The following is a 17,848-nucleotide window of genomic DNA, read 5'->3' as shown; positions in this document are numbered from 1 at the left end:
CGGCGCGGTTACCAGCCGAGTCCGAGCTTCAAGGGCAGCATGACGGCCATGCCGACCAGGATGGTGCCGAGGATGCCCTTGCGCCAGAAGTAGTAGGCCGTTGCCGCCACGGCGGCGGGCCAGCGCGCGTCCTGCCAGGTCGTGATGACGTGGCCTTGCGTCATGAAGATCTCCGGCGCCACGACAGCAACAAGAGCGGCCAAAGGCGCCACCTTGAGCAGTTCGCGCAGCCAGTCGGGGATGGGCAAGGGCTTCTCGCCGATCATGAAAAAGCCGCGCGTCAGCGCGGTGATGGCGCCCAGGCCGAACAGGGCGATCCAGATCATCCACTCGCTCATGTCTGCCCCTCGGTCAGCGAGTACGCCGCCCGATCCCCCGAGGGGATACGCGCCGGCTTGGGGCGGCCCTGCGCTCGGCGCTCGCTCATGCCTTGGCCCTCCGGCTGTCCAGCCACCAGCCCACCGCGCCCGCGGCAACGATGGCACACAGGATGTTGAGCTTGAGCGGCAGCGAATAGGTCGCGATCGACACGGCGCCGGCCGTGATCGCCACCCACCAGAGCATCTTCTCGGTCAGCAGCGAATAGGACAGGCCCAGCAGGGCCATCACGCCGGCGAAGCCTATGCCCCAATGCGTCGGGATGCGCTCGGCCAGCAGGATGCCGGTGAAGGAGCAGACCTGCCAGGTCGGCCAGTTGACGGCCACGCCGCCCCAGAAATAGCGCGGCTGCTCGGGCGCCGGCACCGGGTCGGGGTAGCGCTTGATGAAGTAGACGAAGTTCAGGTCGGCCGCGAAATAGGTCAGGGTCAGCCGGCGGGCCCTTGGCAGATGCCCGAAATAGTTGCGCCATTGCGCGCTGAAGATGACGAAGCGCAGGTTGACGCAGAAGGCCGTGGCCAGCAGCACCCACAGCGGGGCGCCGGCGGCGATCAGCGGCAGGGCGGTCAGCTGGGCACTGCCGGCGAACACCAGCAGCGACATGCCCATGGCCAGCGGGATGCTCAGGCCGCTTTTCACCATGGTGACGCCGGTCACCAGCCCCCAGGCGGCCAGGCCCAGGGAGGGCGAGGCCATGTCGCTTGCGCCTTGGCGGAAATCAGGATCGGCCGCGAGCGCACGCAACCTGGAAGACAAGCTCATGCCGCCATTGTCGGCGGCACTTCAATCACTGGCCGATGCGACGGACTTTGCCGCTGCCGGCGACGGAGCTGGTGATCTCCGGCGAGCCGGCGTACTTCACGTCGCCCGAGCCGGCGATGGAGACGTTGAGGCGCTTGGTCGCATTGACCTGGGCGTCGCCGCTGCCGGCGATGGTGACCTTGACGTCTTCGGCCACCAGGTCGGCCGCCTTCACGTCACCGCTGCCGGCGATGGACACATTGGCGCTGGCGCAGCGGCCGGCCGCGACGATGTCGCCGCTGCCGCTGACCTTCATGCCCAGGCGCTCGGCGTCCAGGCCGGCGAAGCGGATGTCGCCGGAGCCGGCTATTGCAGCGTCGACGCCGGCCGTCTTCATGGCCTCGACCTTGACGGTGCCCGAGCCAGCCACCGAGATCGCACGCAGGGTGGGCATCTCGATGGTGAAGCTGGGGTTGGTCGAGCTGTTCACGTTGACGCCCTTCTTGGGCGAGATTTCGAGGGTGCGACCCTTGCTGCCATCGACGACGCGGGTCTCGATCAGCGGCAGCAGATTCCTGTCGGCCTTGACCTCGACCTTGTTGCCGGCCCCCTGGCGGATGACGACATTGAAGCCGCCGGTCAGCGCCACGGCGTCGAAGGCGCCGGTGTCACGGGTCTCGGTGGCGATGTCGCCGTTGCCGTTGACGCGCTCGCTGTTGATGCTCCAGCTCCAGGCCTGGGCGGAGCCGCTGAAGACGGCGGCCGCGACGAGGCCGAGGGCAAAAAGGCGGCGGGAGGTGTTCATGGTGGGCTCCATCGAGGTTGGGATGGTTCCCATGGTGCCGAGCCGCGGCGGGATCGCCCCGGGGCAGGCGACGGTGCGCAGGATGGAAGGCGCGAAATGCGTCTGAATGCGCTGATCCGGGGCTGGATCAGTGCCCCTTGGCCTTGTCGCTGCCCTTTTCGGCCGGCTTTTCAGCGGCTTTTTCAGCAGTCTTGTCGGCTGGCTTGGCTTCTGGCTCGTCATCCTTGGGCTTGACCGAGCCCGGACGCGGCACGACGGGCGCCACACCTTCGAGCTTGTTCTCGCGCATGTACTCGTCCATCTCGCGCCAGCCGGTGTAGACGGCGGCCTTCTGGGCCTTGGGGTTCAGCACATAGCAGTCCTCGATGGCGCGCATCGCATGCCGGCAGGCGCTGCCGATGGCCTTGCCCTCGGCTTCCTTGGCGGCGGCCAGCTTGACGGGGTCGTCGATGCCGAGCTGCTCGCAGGCGGACAGGGCGGCGAGCAGGGGCAGGACAAGAAGAAGGCGCTTCATGGGCTCAGCTATCGGCTGGCGCGAGGGTAACTTGAGACCGAGCCGGGCTAGCGCTTCGCCATGGCGAGCAGCCGCGTGACACGTTCCTCGGTCGACGGGTGGGTGGAGAACAGCCCACGCAGCCCGCCGCCGGACAGCGGGTTCATGATCATCATCTGCGCCGTCTCGGGGTGGGCTTCGGCGGTGCTGAGCGGGATGCCCTGGGCGACGCGGTGGATCTTGTCCAGTGCAGAGGCCAGCGCGGCCGGGTCGCCGGAGATCTCGGCGCCACCGCGGTCGGCCTCGAACTCGCGGGCACGGCTGATGGCCATCTGGATCAGGCCGGCGGCAAGGGGCGCCAGGAAGGCGATGGCAATGCTGGCGATGATGTTGGTCTGCCGGCCGTTTTCGTCACGGCCGCCGAAGAAACCGGCGAAGTTGGCCAGCATGGAGATCGCACCGGCCATCGTCGCGCTGACCGTGCTGATGAGGATGTCGCGGTGGGCCACATGGGCCAGCTCATGGGCCATGACGCCCCGCAGTTCGCGCTCGGACARCACCCGCAGGATGCCCGTCGTCGCGGCAACGGCAGCGTGTTCAGGGTTGCGGCCGGTGGCGAAGGCGTTGGGGGCGTCCTCGTCGATCAGATACACCTTGGGCATGGGGAGGCCGGCACGCTGGGCCAACTCCTGCACCATGCCGTAGAACTGCGGCGCCGAGCTCGCATCCACCTGGCGGGCGTTGTACATGCGCAGCACCATGTCGGCCGAGAACCAGTAGGCAAAGAAATTCATGCCCACGGCCACCAGCAGCGCGATCAGCATGCCGGCCTGGCCACCAACATAGGACCCGATGGCCATGAACAGCGCCGTGATGGCGGCCATCAGGACGGCGGTCTTCACGAGGTTGAACATCTCAGCAGGCTTTCGAAGTGGCAGACAGCGTGGCAGATGGTGCCATGCAGCCCCAGTTCAAGCGTCGAAGCGCTCGCCGACGGCGATGGGCCGGGCCTGCAGGAAAGCCGACGCCGGCCCCCGCTTGCCACCGGCACGCTGCAATTCGGTCAATCGCAGGGCGCCCTGGCCGCAGGCGACGACAGGGCCCGGGGCAATGACCTCGCCCGGCGCACCGCCGCCGTCGACGGCTTCGGCCCGCCAGACCTTGATCACCTCACCGGCCAGCGTAGCGACGCCGCCCGGGAAGGGGTCGAAGGCCCGCAGGCGGCGCTCGATCTCGGCGGCTGGCTGCGTCCAGACGATGGCGCTCTCGGCCTTCTCGATCTTGTGGGCGTAGGTGATGCCTTCCGCGGGCTGCGGCGTCGCCGTCAGGCGTTCGGCCTGCAGCGCCTCGACGATCAGCCGGCCACCCAGCGCGGCCAGGCGGTCGTGCAGCACGGCCGTCGTGTCGTCGGGCCGAACAGCTTCGCGGCCGATCAGCAGCATGGCGCCGGTATCCAGGCCCGCGTCCATCTGCATGATGGTGATGCCGGTCTCGGCGTCGCCGGCCTCGATGGCGCGGTGGATGGGCGCCGCGCCGCGCCAGCGCGGCAGCAGCGAGGCGTGGATGTTCAGGCAGCCGCGGCGCGGGGTGTCGAGCACCCATTGCGGCAGGATGAGGCCATAGGCGGCGACGACCATGACGTCGGCGTCCGCCGCCAGCAGCGCCTCGCGGGCCGCCGCCGCATCGACGGCGTATTTGCCATCCAGCTTCAGGCCCTGGGGCTGGGCGACAGTGATGCCGGCCGCGACGGCGCGCTGCTTCACGCTTGACGCCTGCAACTTCATGCCGCGCCCCGCCGGCCGGTCGGGCTGGGTCAAGACCAGCGGCACCGTGAAACCGGCGTCGAGCAGCGCGTCCAGCGCCACCGCGGCGAACTCCGGCGTGCCTGCAAAGACAACCCGCATCAGAACCTCTGGTTGCGCTTCTTGGCCTCGGCCTCTTCCTCACGCGTTTTCTTGACCATCTTGGTCTTGATGCGGTCGCGCTTGAGCGGGCTCAAATATTCGACGAAGACCTTGCCGAGCAGGTGGTCCATCTCGTGCTGCACGCAGACGGCAAGCAGGCCCTCGGCGTCGAACTCGTAGACCTCGCCATCGCGGTTGGTCGCGCGCACGGTGACTTCGGCATGGCGCGGCACCTTGTCGTAGATCTGCGGCACGGACAGGCAGCCCTCCTCCCCCTCGACCATGCGCTCGCTCGTCTTGACCAGCTCGGGGTTGATCAGCACGCGCGGAGTGTCGCGATCCTGCGACGTGTCGATGACGATGACGCGCTCGTGGACGTCGACCTGCGTCGCGGCCAGGCCGACACCGTCGGCGGCGTACATGGTTTCCAGCATGTCATCGACGAGCTGGCGGATGCGTTCGTCCACGGCGGACACCGGTTTGGCAACGGTGTGCAGACGCGGGTCGGGGTAGCGGAGGATGTCTAGTTGGGCCATGGCGCCTTGTAAGCACTCGCAAACGAGCGCTAGCGGTTGTTGGTTGCCCCCTGTGATTGCGGGCAGAATCACCCGGATTTTCGCCGATCCGGCAATCCCCTCGGAGACCGCGCCCGATGCCCGCTGCACGCCCCGTCCACTTCGCAGTCCTTGCGACCAGCCTCGCCCTCGCGACGGCGACCTCAGCCTGGGCCCAGACAGCGGCCCAGCTGCCCGTCACCGGCGAACAGCGCCGCGTGGCCGACCAGGTCGCTTCCGCCGGCGTGCCGCTGTCCGAGCTGGCGCCGAACGCCCCCGACCAGCATGTGGTCAAACCCGGCGACACCCTGTGGGACATCTCCGGGCTGTTCCTGAAGAGCCCCTGGCGCTGGCCCGAACTCTGGGGCATGAACCGCGACCAGATCCGCAATCCGCACCTGATCTATCCCGGCCAGGTGCTGATGCTGGTCAAGATCGACGGCCGGGCCCGGCTGCAGTTCGCCCAGGGCGTCGGCGGCAACCAGGGCGGCAATGGCGTCGTCAAGCTGCGCCCGCAGATGCGCATCTCGGCCATGGACGGCAACCCCATCCCGACCATCCCCCTGCATCTGATCCAGCCCTTCCTGACCGACGCCGTCGTCTTCGAGACCGACGCGCTGGCGACGGCGCCGCGCATCGTCGCCGCCCAGGAAGGCCATGTGCTGCTCGGCCAGGGTGACCTGGCCTATGCCCGCGGCGACTTCGGCAGCGGCACCGATTTCCGCGTCTTCCGCAATGCCCGCCCGATCACCGACCCCACCACCAAGGAGATCCTGGGTTACGAGGCGCCCTACGTCGGCTTGGCCGAGCTGACCCGCCTTGGCGCGGAACGCCCTGGCCCCGATGGCAAGACCGACATCGTGCCCGCCACGATGACCATCCGGCAGATCAAGCAGGAAGTGGGCGTTGGCGACCGCCTGGCGCCGGCCCCGTCGCGCAATCTCGAGCGCTATGTGCCCCATGCGCCGGACAGGAGCATGACGGGTCAAATCGCGTCGGTCTATGGCGAAGCGCTGAATGCGGGCCAGAACCAGATCGTCGCGCTGAACCGCGGCAAGCGCGACGGCGTGGAACGCGGCCATGTGTTCGCGCTGTGGCGCGACGGCGCCCGGGTCGTGGACAAGACGCAGGACAAGGCCGAAAACATCAAGCTCCCCGACGAACGCCACGGCGTCCTGTTCGTCTTCGAGGTCTATGAGCGCGTGTCCTATGCGCTGATCATCTCGGTGAAAGAGCCTGTTCGACCGGGCGACCGCTTCACCCAACCCTGATGCTCGACCCCGCCGAGCTGGCGGCATGGCTGCGGCTGACCGAATGCGTTGGCCCGGCCGCTGCTCGGCGCCTGCTGGCCATGGCCGGCAGCCCGCAAGCGGTTTTCGAGTTGCCGGCCGCGGCCCTGGATCAGGCGCTGCCGGGCAAACAGCGCGAAGCCTTCAGCAAGCCGCCTGACCATCTCCAGGAACTCATCACCCAGGCCCAGGCCTGGCTGACTGAACCCGGCCACGACCTGCTCGCGCTCGGCGATGCCGACTACCCGCCCCGCCTGCTGGCCACGGCCGACCCACCGCTGCTGCTGTGGCTGCAGGGCCGCCGCGAGCTGCTGGCGACGCCGTCCCTGGCCGTCGTCGGCAGCCGCAACCCGACCGCCCAGGGCCGCGACAACGCGCGCGCCTTTGCCCGCGCGCTGGCGCGCGCCGGCTACACCATCGTCTCGGGCCTGGCCCTGGGTGTGGACGCCGCCGCCCACGAGGGGGCCCTGGACGCCGAGGGCGCCACCATCGCCGTCGTCGGCACCGGCCTGGACCAGGTCTACCCCCGCCACAACGCCCAGCTCGCCGCCCGGCTGCTGGCCGGCGGCGGCCTCATCGTCAGCGAATACTCGCTGGGCACACCGGTGCTGCCGGCCAACTTTCCCAAGCGCAACCGCATCATTGCCGGCCTGGCCCAGGGCTGCCTCGTCGTCGAGGCGGCCGTGCAGTCGGGCTCGCTGATCACGGCCCGGCAGGCCGTCGAGGCCGGCCGCGAGGTGTTCGCCATCCCCGGCTCCATCCATTCGCCGCAGGCGCGCGGCTGCCATGCGCTGATCCGCCAGGGTGCCAAGCTCGTCGAGTCGGCCGAGGATGTGCTGGAGGAGCTGCCACCGCTGGGCGCCGCCAGCGCGGCGCCGGAGAGCACGGAGACACCGCACGAGCAGCAGGCGCTGTTGGACGCCATGGGCTTCGACCCGGTCAGCCTGGACGCCTTGATGGCCCGCAGCGGCTGGCCGGCAGCCGAGCTGAGCGCGGCCCTGCTGGAGCTGGAACTGGACGGCCAGATCGCCCGCCTGGCGGGCCAGCTTTTCCAGCGCCGTAGAGCGGGATAGCAAGCTTAACCGCGGATATCAGAGCCCGATCCGAGGGGTTATTCGCGTCCGAGGCCCGCCAGACCCTGGGCTATCATCCCCTCACGATGTTCGATGTCCTGGTTTATCTCTACGAGACCTATTGGCGCCCGGACGCCTGCCCCGACCATGCGCAATTGGCGCGCAAGCTGACGGCGGTGGGCTTCGAGAACGATGAAATCCAGGAAGCCCTCTCCTGGCTGGACGGTCTGGCCGCGTCCGGCGAGTCCTACCAGGGCGAGCAGAGTGAACACGCGATGCGTGTCTATTCGCCTGCCGAGATGGAGCACCTGGGCGAAGCCTCGATCAGCTTCGTCAGCTTCCTCGAATCCGCCGGCGTGCTGCCCGGGCCGATGCGCGAGATGGTCATCGACCGCGCCATGGCCATCTCCGGCAACCCGATGGATCTGGAAGACCTGAAGATCATCGTGCTGATGGTGTTCTGGAGCCTGGGCGAGGAACCCGATGCACTGATCCTCGACGAACTCTTCGTCGCACCGGAAGAGCGGCTGATCCACTGATCCTCGGGATCTGCAAACAGAAACGGCGCCTCGGGCGCCGTTTTCAATTCTTGAGTCAGTGGGGGTCAGAGCAGTGTGCTTCGCGCCCAGGTCTGACCCGAAATCATTTGAGCAATTGCCCCGGGTCGGCATCCAGCTTGGCCAGCGCCTTGCGCGTCGCCTGCACGGTCAGGGCCTCATCCTGGGCCGGCAGCAGCAGGCCGGCCTGCAGGAAGGCGGCCATGCGGTTCAGCGAGAACAGCACGCCACGGCCCTTGGGCGTGACGAAGAGGGCGAGCTGCTTGCGCAGGCCGCGCCAGGCCAGCTGCACCTGCTCGTTGCGACCGCGGTAGTCCAGCATGAACCAGCCGCCCACCTGCAGCTCGCGGGCCCAGGCGACCATGGCCGGCGTCGGCGCCGAACCGCCCTCGGCAACGACTTCCATGCCCTCGGACTCGTGGCCGGACAGGTCGCGCACCAGCATCTCGTCGACGTGGCTGTCGCCGCCCTCGACGTCCTCGGGCAGCATGGCTTCCAGCGTCTCGAGCTGGTCCATCAACTCGTCCAGGCGCTCGCGTGGAATGGCCGCCGTCTTGGCCGTGAAGGCCGCGGCCAGCGCGTTGTTGAGCGAGCGGACATGCTCGTCCTGCTTGTCGATCGGCAGACCGGCGTGGCCCATGCCGTCGCGCAGCGTCTTCAAGAGCGGCGGCAGGCGGCGGATGACTTCGGCACGCTCCTCGCGAGAGGCCTTGGAGCTGGCGCTCCAGATCAGGTCGGCCGCGGCCCGCTTCATGACCTTGGTCACGTCGGACTGGGCGCCGGCGCGCACGGCCGTGACGGCCAGCACGTCGGCCCAGACGTGGAAGAGGAAGTCGCGCACGCCATCCTGCACCGGCACCTCGGACAGCATCTTGCGCAGCTCGATGGTGTACTGGATGGCCAGCGTCTCGCGCTGCTCGACCTGCTGGGCCAGCGACACGCCGCGCTTGGAGGCCTGGTTCTCGTTCTCGAAATAGTGGTCGAGGAATTTCTCGAACTCGGTCAGCACGGTCGCGAAGACGCGGCGGCCGGTGTCAGGGTAGGCCTCGACGACCTGCACGACGCGCTTGATCTCGCGCTCCAGCGCATCGTTGCTGGCACGCTCCGCGCCCGGCCCGGTGGCGTGGGCGGTGTTGAAGCCCATCACGCAGGCGCCCATGCGGTCAATGAGACGACGCGCGGGGTGGTCTGCGGCAGCGAAGAAGTCGGGCTCGCTGACGGCCACGCGCAGCACCGGCATCTGCAGGCGCGCGAACCAGACCCGCACCGTGGCCGGGATGCGCTCCTCGGTCAGGATGTTCTGGAACATCATCGCGACGATCTCGATGGTCGCGCGCTCGGCCGGGTTGCTGGCGGCCTGCTTCAGGACCTGCTTGAAGGCCTGGTTGCGGGCGCCGATCTCCTCCAGCGCGCGCGGCGCGCTCGCGCTGCCTCCCGAGCCCGTGTCGGCCCCGGCCGTGCCGGGACGGCGCTGGAAGGACTCCTGGGCATGCTTGATGGCGCCCAGCAGCCGTGGCGAAGCGGCCAGGGCGGGCGGCGCATCGGCCAGCGAGGGCCTGCTGGCGCCAGCGGCGGAGGCATCGCTGGTCGACGCGCCGGCGCTGCCACCGAGGCTGGCGGGATGGCTGGGCGCCACGTCGGCCAGGCTGGGCTTGCCGCCACCGGGGCGCGCCGGCACCTGGCTCTTGGTGACCGGGAAGCCCGGCACATGGCGGGCCAGCACGCGCTGCAACTGGGCCATGACCTCGTCGGCCTGGCTGCTGGCCTTGCTGCGTGCCGACACCATGGGCACCGGGCCCGACGTGGGGGCCAGACCGGGGCCGGGCGAGGCCGGCGGCGGCGGGGGGACAGGCACTCCGGTGGCCGCTGCCGTGGCTGCCGCGGCGGCCTGGGCCGTGCGGCGGATGAAGGGCCGCAGGTCGACCTCGGGCAGCACCTTCTGGGCGATCAACCAGCGGTTGGTCTCGTGATAGGCCTCGCTGATGAGCTGGGCGAATTCCTCGTGCAGCTCGTGGTGCAGCAATTGCCAGATGTTGGCGTCCAGGCCGACGCGAGACCAGGCATCCAGGGCCACGCGGGCGACGACGTGGGCGCGCAGCAGGTCCAGGGGGTCGAGGTCGTCATGGGCCTCGAGGGCCTGCATGCGGGTGCGCAGGTCGGTGAACTCCCAGGTGGCCCGGTCCATCATGACCAGGGCCAGGCGGGAGCTGGTGATCTCGCGCTCGATGGTCGAATCATCGACCAGGCTCATCTTCAGCGACTGCGCCGGCACGGTCGAATCGTGCTCGCGGGCGTTGTCGGAGACACCATGCACGGCCGCGTGGCGCAGCGCCGCGACGATGGCCATCTGCCAGTTCGGGCCCAGCTTCTGCCAGGCCTGCACGGCGTCGCGCCGGGCCATCATGATGGCGTGGGGCGCGCCCTGGGCCAGCAACTGGGCGGCGCCCTGGCCGACGGCCGCGACCAGCGGCGTCATGCCGCGCACCAGGGCTTCCAGATAGACGCGCCGCGCCTGGGTCGCCAGGGCCTGGTTACGAGCGGCGGTCATGGACGGTTGATGGCGGCGCGGCTTGAGTGAATGGTTGCGATCACTCTACACGACGGCCCCGGAGTTCGGATCGTTGGGGTCGTCACGATTCACCGAGGCCTTGACCAGGTCCTCCCGCTTGACACCCAGCCACATCGCGATGGCCGCCGCCACGAATACCGAGGAATAGATGCCGAACAGGATGCCGATGGTCAGCGCGACGGCGAAGTAGTGCAGCGTCGGGCCGCCGAACAGCAGCATGGACACCACCATCAGCTGGGTGCAGCCGTGGGTGATGATGGTGCGGCTCATCGTCGAGGTGATCGCGTGGTCGATGACCTCGTGCGTGTTCATCTTGCGGAACTTGCGGAAGGCCTCGCGCACCCGGTCGAAGATGACGACGGACTCGTTCACCGAGTAGCCCAGCACCGCCAGGATGGCCGCCAGCACCGCCAGCGAGAACTCCCACTGGAAGAAGGCGAAGAAGCCCAGGATGATGACCACGTCGTGCAGGTTGGCGATGATGCCGGCGACCGCGAACTTCCACTCGAAGCGGATGGCCAAGTAGATCATGATGCCGATCACCGTCACGGCCAGGGCCTTGGCGGCGTCCTGGGCCAGTTCGGCACCGACGGCCGGGCCGACCACTTCGGCGCGCGACAGCTTGATGGGTTCGGCGCCGTCGGCCTTCTTGCAGACCTGCTTCTTGACCTCCTCACCCTGGGCCGTCACCTCCTGGTGCTCGGTGACGGTGCCGGTCTCGGCCACGCACAGCTCATTGAAGACCTTGCCGACCACCTCGGTCTGCTTCTCGCCGGCACGCACCGGCAGGCGGATCATGACGTCCTTGGAGGAGCCGAAGTTCTGCACCTGGACTTCGCCATAACCCATCTTCTCGATGGTGTGGCGGGTCTTCTCGATCTCGGCCGCCTGCGGGTAAGCCACCTCGATGACGGTGCCGCCGGTGAACTCGATGGAGAAATGCAGGGGGCGCGTGATCAGGAAGAACACGGCGGCCGCGAAGGTGATGAAGGAGATGGCGTTGAAGATCAACGCATGCTTCATCAGCGGCAGGTCGCGCTTGATGCGAAAGAGTTCCATGTTCTAGCTTTCTCAGGCCTTGGCGACGTCGGTCGTCTCGGCTTCAGGCTCGGGCTTCCAGACCTGGCCGATGGACACGCTCTTGAGCTTCTTCTGGCGGCCGTACCAGAGGTTCACGAGGCCGCGCGAGAACACGACCGACGAGAACATCGAGGTCAGGATGCCCAGGCAGTGCACGACGGCGAAGCCCTTGATGGGGCCGGAGCCGAACACCAGCAGCGACACACCGGCGATCAGCGTCGTCACGTTGGAGTCCAGGATGGTGGCCCAGGCGCGTTCGTAGCCAAGGCGGATGGCCTGCTGGGGCGTTTCGCCGCTGCGCAGTTCCTCGCGCACGCGCTCGTTGATCAGCACGTTGGAGTCGATGGCCATGCCCAGCACCAGCGCGATGGCGGCGATACCCGGCAGGCTCAGCGTGGCCTGCATCAGCGACAGCGCCGCGATCAGCAGCAGCAGGTTGAAGCCCAGGGCCAGCGACGAGAACACGCCGAACAGCAGGTAGTAGACGCACATGAAGGCGGCCACCGCGGCAAAGCCCCAGGTGACGCTGGCGATGCCCTTCTCGATGTTTTCCTTGCCCAGGCTCGGGCCGATGGTGCGCGATTCGATGATCTCCATCGGCGCGGCCAGCGAGCCGGCGCGCAGCAGCAGGGCCGTGTCGTTGGCGTCCTGCGTGGTCATCGCCCCCGAGATCTTGACGCGGCCGTTCGGGATCTCGCCGCGGATGACCGGTGCCGTCACGACCTCGCCCTTGCCCTTCTCGAACAGGATGATGGCCATGCGCTTGCCGATGTTCTCGCGCGTCAGGTCCTTGAAGATGCGGGCGCCCTTGGCGTCCAGCGTCAGGTCGACGGAAGGCTGGTGGTTCTCGTCGAAGCCGGTCTGCGCGTCGACCAGCGCATCGCCGGTCAGCACCACCTGGCGCTTGACGATGATGGGGCCGAAGCCACGGTCGATGTAGCGCTCGGTGCCAAAGGGCACGGGGCCGTTGCCCTTGAGCGCCTCCAGCGCCTCGCTGCCGTCGTCCACCATGCGCAGCTCCAGCGTGGCGGTGCGGCCGATGATCTTCTCGGCCCGGGCGGAGTCCTGCACGCCGGGCAGTTGCACGACGACACGGTCCAGGCCCTGCTGCTGGATGACGGGCTCAGACACGCCCAGCTCGTTGACGCGGTTGTGCAGCGTCGTGATGTTCTGCTTGACGGCGGCTTCCTGCACGGCGAGCTGGGCCTTGGGCGCCAGACTGCCGGTCAGCTGCAGTTCGCTACCTTCTCCCACGGGCGTCCAGATGACGTCGGGCAGTTGGTTCTTCAGCACTTCCGTGGCCGCCGTGCGCTGCTCGGCGTCGCGGAAGGCAACGATGACGGTGTTGCCATCGCGGGAGATGCCGGCATGGCGGATGTTCTTGTCGCGCAGCATGGTGCGCGCATCGCCGGCCAGCGCCTCGGCCTTCTTGGTCAGGGCCGCCTTCATGTCGACCTGCATCAGGAAGTGCACGCCACCGCGCAGGTCCAGGCCCAGGTACATGGGGTTGGCGTGCAGGCTGGCCAGCCATTGCGGCGAGCGCGACAGCAGGTTCAGTGCGACGGTATAGCTTGGCTCTGCCGCGTCCGGATTGAGAGCCTTGCTGATGACATCCTTGGCCTTGATCTGGGTGTCGGTGTCGCCAAAGCGAGCCTTGACCGAGGTGCCGTCGAACTGGACGAAGTCCGCCTTGACGCTGGCCTGCTGCAGCGCCGTCTCGATGCGGGTGACCAGGGCCGAGTCGACCTTGACGGTGACCTTGGCACTGGAGATCTGCACGGCCGGCGCTTCGCCGAAGAGGTTGGGCAGCGTGTACAACGTGCCGATCAGCAGCGCGACGAGCAAGATCGCGTACTTCCAGAGCGGATAGCGGTTCATGGGGACTTCCTTGTCAGCGCCCGGCGCGTAGAGCCCGGGAGATGGGCGCAGGGCCGATTACTTCAAGCTGCCCTTAGGGAGAACCTGGGTGACGGCGCTGCGCTGGATCTGCAGCTCGACGCCATTGGCGACTTCGAGGTGGATGAAGTTGTCGCCCAGCTTGGCAACCTTGCCGATGATGCCGCCGGCGGTGACGACCTCGTCACCCTTCTGCACCGCCTCGATCATGGCCTTGTGCTCCTTCTGGCGCTTCATCTGCGGCCGGATCATGACGAAATAGAGCACGACGAACATCAGCACCAGGGGCAGCATGCCGAGGAGGCCGTTTTCGGGACTGGCGGCAGCCGGGGCGGCCTGGGCGTAGGCGTTGGAGATGAACACGTTGAATTCCTTGGGTGGGCGGCCGCAAAAACCGCAGGGCAACCTTGAATTCTAGTGCGGCGCGCCGAGGACCCCGCCAACGGGCCGCCGGGGGCTACGCCGCGACGCCCGCCCCTGCTAACCTGCCGCCGCCGCCCTCAACCCGCCTGGAGCTCCTCCCTTGCCGATCAGGACCCTGACCGACCGACTGAGCCTGCGCAGCCTGCTGACGCTGCCCTATGTCGTGCTGGTGCTGGCCCTGGTGCTGCTGGTGGGCACCCTGTCCTGGCGGGCCGGGCGCGACACGGTGGACACGCTGTCTGGCCAGCTGCTGGTCGAGGCCGTGGGCCGCATCGCCGTGTCGCTGGAACGTCATGTCGGCGGCGCCGACGCCGTGCTGGAGGCCGCCTTCCCCACCGGTCTGCCGGCGCCCGAGAACCTGCCCAAGGAACTGGGCGCGCTGCGCACCCGCTTCTGGCTGGCCACCTCGGTGCATCGCGACCCCAACAACTACGTCTACTACGGTGACCGCCACGGCCACTTTCTCGGCCTGTGGCGCTTCTCCGAGCTGGAGGCCGAGGTCAGGACGCGCACCCAGGGCGAAGGCCCACGCACCATCTACCGCCTCAGCGGCATCACCGGCGAACTGCGCTCCCCGGTCACCGAGGACAAGGTCTTCGAGCCGCGCGAGCGGCCCTGGTACCAGGCGGCCCTGGCCAACCCGGCGCCCTTGAGCTGGACGCCGGTCTACATCGACTTCAAGACGCTGGACCTCGTCACGACGCGCACCAAGCGCGTCGGCAACGACGTCGGCGAGCCCGAGGGCGTGGCGGCGACCGACCTGCCGCTCAAGCAGGTCAACGCCCTGCTGCAGCGGCTGGCGCTGACGGAGAACGCCGTCGCGATGGTCGTCGAGGGGGACGGCCCGTTGGTGGGCGTGTCGCGCGGCGCGCACATGAAGACGCTGGGCGTCGGCCAGCACGAGCGGCTGAACGCCACCCAGAGCAGCGACGCCCTCGTCGTCGCCGCCTTCGACGCCGTGCGCCAGCGCACGGCGGCCGGGGCCGAAGCCCTGGGCACCGCGCCGCGCACGGCCAGCTTCGCCGATGCCAACGGCCGCATCGTGCAGCTCGGTTATGCCCGCGTCGAGCCGGCCCTGGGCCTGAACTGGCTCATCATCGTCGCCGTGCCGCGCGCCGACTTCCTGGCCGGCGTGCAGCGCAATTTCGTGCAGGCCGCCATGCTGGCCGGCCTGGGCGTCGTCATCGCGCTGGGCCTGGGCTGGGCGGTGCTGGGCATCGTCACGCGCGAGCTGCGCGAGCTGGCCGAGGCGGCCCGGCGCGTCGGCGACGGTGTGCTCGACGAGCCGCCGGAGGTGCATCGCACCGACGAGCTGGGTGAGCTCGCGCGCAGCTTCGCCGACATGCAAAGGCGGCTGCTGACCGACCAGCTCACGGGCTTGTCCAACCGCGGCGCCATCCTGCGCCGCATCGAGGACCGCATCCTGCAGCAGCGGCGGCGCGGCGACCGCTGGCCCTTCGCCGTCATGTTCGTCGACCTCGAACGCGTCAAGGACGTCAACAAGCGCTTCGGCCATGGCGTCGGCGATGCCGTGCTGAAGGAGGTCGGCCAGCGCCTGCGCGCCGGCGTGCGCATCGGCGACATCGTGGCCCGTTACGCCGGCGACGAATTCGTCATGCTGCTCGAATCGGTCGAGAACCGTGCCGACGCCGAAGCCGCACGCAACCACCTCGAGGCCGCCATGAGCGCGCCGCTGGAAAGCCTGGCGGGCCTGGCGCCGGCCGAATTCCAGGTTGGCAGCAGCTTCGGCATCGCCCTCTACCCCGACGACGGCCAGGACACCGAGAGCCTGCTCAGGCATGCCGATGCCGACATGTTCGCCCGCAAGCAGGCGCTGCCGCAGGAACCCGACAGGAATGTCTCAAGGTTTTGATCTCGCTGCGCTGCGCCGCCACGCGGTGGCCCGCAGCCTCTTCACGCCCACCACGCTGGTCAAGGCCGTCGAGAAGCTCGGCGGCTTCGTGCAGGCCGACCCGCTGCGCGCCCCGGCCCGTGCCCAGGACCTGACGCTGCGCCACCGCGTCAAGGGTTACCAGGCCGGCGACCTGGAGCGCCGCTACCCGCGCCTGCCGTTGCAGGAAGACTTCTTCATCAACTACGGCTTTGTCACGCCCGAGCTGCGCGCGCTGATGCACCCGCGCACGACGCGCCGCGTCTGGGACAAGCCGCGCTGGAAGCTGGCCAAGGCCGTGCTGGCCGAGGTCGAGCGCCTGGGCGAGGCCCACCCGGCCGAGGTCGACGCGGCGCTGGGCCACGGCCCGGTGAAAAACTGGTTCGGCGGCAACAGCCGGCTGTCCACCGAGCTGCTCGACGGCCTGCACTACCGCGGCCATCTGGATGTGGTGCGGCGTGACAGCGGCACGCGCGTCTACCGCCTCGGGCCAACCTGGGAAGCCCACCCCGACCCGCAGGAAGCCATGGACGCGCTGGCCGACGTGCTGGTGCAGAAGTACGCGCCGCTGCCGGCCGGCAGCCTGTCCCTGGTCATCCGCATGCTGTTCCACGGCGCTCATCAGTGGCGCGAACTGGCCCCGGCCACCATCGCCCGCGCCAAGGAGCGGCTCGCCCACACGCGCATCGACGGCGTGGACTGGTACTGGCCGGCGAATGAAGACCCGACGCGCGGCTGGCGCATCCCCTCCCAGGTGCGGCTGCTGGCACCCTTCGACCCCGTCGTCTGGGACCGCCGCCGCTTCGAGCTGCTGTGGGGCTGGGCCTACCGCTTCGAGGCCTACACGCCCGCGGCCAAGCGGGTGCGCGGCCATTACGCCCTGCCCTTGCTGTGGCGCGACCAGGTCATCGGCTGGGGCAACGCCAGCGTCAAGAGCGGCCGGCTGCAGCTGGACTGCGGCTACGTCGCCGGCCGGGCACCCCGCGACGCGGCCTTCAAACCGGCGCTGGAGGTGGAGAGGATCCGGCTGGCGGAGTTCCTGGGGGTCGAGGCCGGCTGACGAGAAAGCGCGTGCTCGACGGGCGGCTGGCTAGGGAAGATTTGAGCGTCCGAGTCCGACTGGCCGGCGTCGCCACGCCCACCACAGGCCAGCACACCCGGCCAGCAGCAGCCCGGCGCGGCCCGGCTCCGGAACCGGCGCCGCCTGCGGCAGCACGAGACCGAAGAGTTCCAGCGCGGGCGCCGGCGCGCCGCCGAGCAAAAATGGATCGATCAATTCGGCTGAGGACTTTCCGGCGTACCGGATTTCGCTCTGCACGTACGTTCGCGACTCGTAGCGCAGCGTGAAGGTCTCACCGGGCTGCAAGAGGCCGAAGTCCAGATGGCCGGAAAACGCGTCGCGGTCGACGCTGCCAGCGGAAATGAAACTCATCGGCAGGTAGCCGAGGAACTCGTGGTCGGCCGGCAGCCCGATCCCTTGCGAGTCCACCGACGATGACACCCGACTGAAACGGTCGGCTGTCGAGGCGGTGCTGTCGAGAACGACACCGTCGCCGTAGCCCCAGATGTAGTTGGCCAGTGCGCCGTTCCTGGAAGCTGAAATGAACACCGACGTTTCGACCTTCATCCGGCCGTCGCCGTAGTAGGCGTTGCCGAAGACCTTGCTGCCGAAGACGTTGAAATCCAGCAACAGCGGCGTATTGGCCGCGTTGGCACTGACCGTCAGTTCGTAGCGGGTCGCTGCACCCGCCGTGTTCGTGCCGGCAGGCGGAAAGAAGTCGTTCTCGGAACGCGACTTGCTCATGAAGAAGCCGTCGGGGGTCAGGCGCGCGGACGCTGCCAGCGAGTCCGCGAGACGCACGCTCGCGACCGCGGCAACAGGTGGCAGCCCGGACGCCAACGACCAGTCTGAGATCTGCGACAGCGCGCCGGCGGGCCCGGAGTAAAGCGCTGCCGAGTGGATCGTCAACTCGTCAATCACGAGATCGGCCCATGCAGGGGGGGCCAGCACACACGCGGTGCAACATGCTGCGGCAGCCTGAAGCCAGATCTTCATTGGCGATCTCCTCGCGGTTCGCACGTCAACGCCGCGGTCACGAACCGTCGCCGTGACGCTGGCTTCAGTTTAGGCCGCGCAGCCGCCGCGGCAACGACTCAGACGTGGGGGCCGCACCGCTGCGGTGTGTAGATCACCC

Annotated in this window: 17 protein-coding genes; 5 read left to right on the top strand and 12 right to left on the bottom strand. The window is 68.6% G+C overall.

Translation table 11 applies throughout. The annotated features are described in order from the left end of the window. Nucleotides 1-8: 8 nt before the first annotated feature. The 7 genes from AC1DW3_RS01370 to def all read right to left on the bottom strand — a co-directional run bounded on the left by AC1DW3_RS01370 (nucleotide 9) and on the right by def (nucleotide 4,857). Nucleotides 9-338, bottom strand: coding sequence for an AzlD domain-containing protein (locus AC1DW3_RS01370; protein ID WP_477927940.1), 330 nt, complete (start codon nucleotides 336-338; stop codon nucleotides 9-11). 85 nt (nucleotides 339-423) lie between these two features. Beyond that, a complete protein-coding gene (locus AC1DW3_RS01365) occupies nucleotides 424-1,074 on the bottom strand; it encodes an AzlC family ABC transporter permease (protein WP_477927938.1) in 651 nt (216 codons plus the stop codon). Nucleotides 1,075-1,165: 91 nt separating this feature from the next. Further along, nucleotides 1,166-1,924 (bottom strand): head GIN domain-containing protein, encoded by a 759-nt coding sequence (locus AC1DW3_RS01360; RefSeq protein ID WP_477927936.1) that lies wholly within the window; start codon nucleotides 1,922-1,924, stop codon nucleotides 1,166-1,168. A gap of 127 nt (nucleotides 1,925-2,051) precedes the next feature. Next, a complete protein-coding gene (locus tag AC1DW3_RS01355) occupies nucleotides 2,052-2,438 on the bottom strand; it encodes a hypothetical protein (RefSeq protein WP_477927934.1) in 387 nt (128 codons plus the stop codon). A 47-nt stretch (nucleotides 2,439-2,485) separates the two neighbouring features. Next, nucleotides 2,486-3,331 carry a zinc metalloprotease HtpX gene (htpX, locus tag AC1DW3_RS01350; RefSeq protein ID WP_477927932.1) on the bottom strand — a complete coding sequence of 282 codons (846 nt, stop codon included), beginning with the start codon at nucleotides 3,329-3,331 and terminating at the stop codon, nucleotides 2,486-2,488. A gap of 57 nt (nucleotides 3,332-3,388) precedes the next feature. Further along, nucleotides 3,389-4,321 carry a methionyl-tRNA formyltransferase gene (gene fmt / locus AC1DW3_RS01345; RefSeq protein ID WP_477927930.1) on the bottom strand — a complete coding sequence of 311 codons (933 nt, stop codon included), beginning with the start codon at nucleotides 4,319-4,321 and terminating at the stop codon, nucleotides 3,389-3,391. Next, entirely contained in the window at nucleotides 4,321-4,857 is a 537-nt protein-coding gene (def, locus tag AC1DW3_RS01340) for a peptide deformylase (protein WP_477927928.1), read from the bottom strand. Before def ends, fmt begins: the two co-directional genes overlap by 1 nt. Before the next feature lie 116 nt (nucleotides 4,858-4,973). Here def and AC1DW3_RS01335 point away from each other — a divergent pair, with 116 nt between their 5' ends. The 3 genes from AC1DW3_RS01335 (at nucleotide 4,974) to AC1DW3_RS01325 (ending at nucleotide 7,776) form a co-directional block, all read left to right on the top strand. After that, nucleotides 4,974-6,146 carry a LysM peptidoglycan-binding domain-containing protein gene (locus AC1DW3_RS01335; RefSeq protein WP_477927926.1) on the top strand — a complete coding sequence of 391 codons (1,173 nt, stop codon included), beginning with the start codon at nucleotides 4,974-4,976 and terminating at the stop codon, nucleotides 6,144-6,146. Continuing rightward, a complete protein-coding gene (gene dprA, locus AC1DW3_RS01330; protein WP_477927923.1) occupies nucleotides 6,146-7,237 on the top strand; it encodes a DNA-processing protein DprA in 1,092 nt (363 codons plus the stop codon). Before AC1DW3_RS01335 ends, dprA begins: the two co-directional genes overlap by 1 nt. 86 nt (nucleotides 7,238-7,323) lie before the next feature. Then, entirely contained in the window at nucleotides 7,324-7,776 is a 453-nt protein-coding gene (locus AC1DW3_RS01325; RefSeq protein WP_477927921.1) for a Smg family protein, read from the top strand. 103 nt (nucleotides 7,777-7,879) lie between these two features. On the opposite strand, the gene AC1DW3_RS01320 is transcribed toward AC1DW3_RS01325, so the two are convergent. Genes AC1DW3_RS01320 through yajC form a run of 4 tightly spaced genes read right to left on the bottom strand, consistent with a single transcriptional unit; the run spans nucleotide 7,880 to nucleotide 13,702 of the window. Then, on the bottom strand, nucleotides 7,880-10,342 hold the full coding sequence (locus AC1DW3_RS01320) for a DUF1631 family protein (protein WP_477927919.1): 2,463 nt from the start codon (nucleotides 10,340-10,342) through the stop codon (nucleotides 7,880-7,882). Nucleotides 10,343-10,387: 45 nt separating this feature from the next. Then, nucleotides 10,388-11,422, bottom strand: a complete 1,035-nt coding sequence (secF, locus tag AC1DW3_RS01315; protein WP_477927917.1) for a protein translocase subunit SecF — start codon at nucleotides 11,420-11,422, stop codon at nucleotides 10,388-10,390. Nucleotides 11,423-11,434: 12 nt separating this feature from the next. After that, complete coding sequence (gene secD / locus AC1DW3_RS01310; protein ID WP_477927915.1) at nucleotides 11,435-13,321, bottom strand: protein translocase subunit SecD; 1,887 nt, start codon at nucleotides 13,319-13,321, stop codon at nucleotides 11,435-11,437. Nucleotides 13,322-13,378: 57 nt separating this feature from the next. Beyond that, nucleotides 13,379-13,702, bottom strand: a complete 324-nt coding sequence (gene yajC / locus AC1DW3_RS01305) for a preprotein translocase subunit YajC (RefSeq protein ID WP_477927913.1) — start codon at nucleotides 13,700-13,702, stop codon at nucleotides 13,379-13,381. Between the two features lie 160 nt (nucleotides 13,703-13,862). On the opposite strand from yajC, the gene AC1DW3_RS01300 reads away from it, so the two are divergent. Further along, nucleotides 13,863-15,635: a diguanylate cyclase domain-containing protein gene (locus tag AC1DW3_RS01300; protein ID WP_477927911.1), complete on the top strand. Its 1,773-nt coding sequence runs from the start codon at nucleotides 13,863-13,865 to the stop codon at nucleotides 15,633-15,635. Further along, a complete protein-coding gene (locus AC1DW3_RS01295) occupies nucleotides 15,619-16,713 on the top strand; it encodes a DNA glycosylase AlkZ-like family protein (RefSeq protein ID WP_477927909.1) in 1,095 nt (364 codons plus the stop codon). The genes AC1DW3_RS01300 and AC1DW3_RS01295 overlap by 17 nt, the downstream gene beginning before the upstream one ends. 30 nt (nucleotides 16,714-16,743) lie before the next feature. On the opposite strand, the gene AC1DW3_RS01290 is transcribed toward AC1DW3_RS01295, so the two are convergent. Next, nucleotides 16,744-17,709 (bottom strand): PEP-CTERM sorting domain-containing protein, encoded by a 966-nt coding sequence (locus AC1DW3_RS01290; protein WP_477927907.1) that lies wholly within the window; start codon nucleotides 17,707-17,709, stop codon nucleotides 16,744-16,746. Nucleotides 17,710-17,848 lie beyond the last annotated feature (139 nt).

This window comes from Roseateles sp. P2_H4, assembly GCF_056403315.1.
The sequence above is the reverse complement of the archived record's forward strand: the minus strand, read 5'-3'. Positions and strand labels throughout refer to the sequence as shown.

Excerpts from the sequence above, each read along its gene's own strand:
- secF (WP_477927917.1), bottom strand. The coding sequence starts at position 11,422 with ATGGAACTCTTTCGCATCAAGCGCGACCTGCCGCTGATGAAGCATGCG.
- AC1DW3_RS01320 (WP_477927919.1), bottom strand. The coding sequence starts at position 10,342 with ATGACCGCCGCTCGTAACCAGGCCCTGGCGACCCAGGCGCGGCGCGTC.
- AC1DW3_RS01290 (WP_477927907.1), bottom strand. The coding sequence starts at position 17,709 with ATGAAGATCTGGCTTCAGGCTGCCGCAGCATGTTGCACCGCGTGTGTG.
- AC1DW3_RS01335 (WP_477927926.1), top strand. The coding sequence starts at position 4,974 with ATGCCCGCTGCACGCCCCGTCCACTTCGCAGTCCTTGCGACCAGCCTC.
- AC1DW3_RS01365 (WP_477927938.1), bottom strand. The coding sequence starts at position 1,074 with ATGGCCTCGCCCTCCCTGGGCCTGGCCGCCTGGGGGCTGGTGACCGGC.
- AC1DW3_RS01295 (WP_477927909.1), top strand. The coding sequence starts at position 15,619 with ATGTCTCAAGGTTTTGATCTCGCTGCGCTGCGCCGCCACGCGGTGGCC.
- def (WP_477927928.1), bottom strand. The coding sequence starts at position 4,857 with ATGGCCCAACTAGACATCCTCCGCTACCCCGACCCGCGTCTGCACACC.
- dprA (WP_477927923.1), top strand. The coding sequence starts at position 6,146 with ATGCTCGACCCCGCCGAGCTGGCGGCATGGCTGCGGCTGACCGAATGC.
- AC1DW3_RS01325 (WP_477927921.1), top strand. The coding sequence starts at position 7,324 with ATGTTCGATGTCCTGGTTTATCTCTACGAGACCTATTGGCGCCCGGAC.
- secD (WP_477927915.1), bottom strand. The coding sequence starts at position 13,321 with ATGAACCGCTATCCGCTCTGGAAGTACGCGATCTTGCTCGTCGCGCTG.
- AC1DW3_RS01355 (WP_477927934.1), bottom strand. The coding sequence starts at position 2,438 with ATGAAGCGCCTTCTTCTTGTCCTGCCCCTGCTCGCCGCCCTGTCCGCC.
- fmt (WP_477927930.1), bottom strand. The coding sequence starts at position 4,321 with ATGCGGGTTGTCTTTGCAGGCACGCCGGAGTTCGCCGCGGTGGCGCTG.
- AC1DW3_RS01370 (WP_477927940.1), bottom strand. The coding sequence starts at position 338 with ATGAGCGAGTGGATGATCTGGATCGCCCTGTTCGGCCTGGGCGCCATC.
- AC1DW3_RS01360 (WP_477927936.1), bottom strand. The coding sequence starts at position 1,924 with ATGAACACCTCCCGCCGCCTTTTTGCCCTCGGCCTCGTCGCGGCCGCC.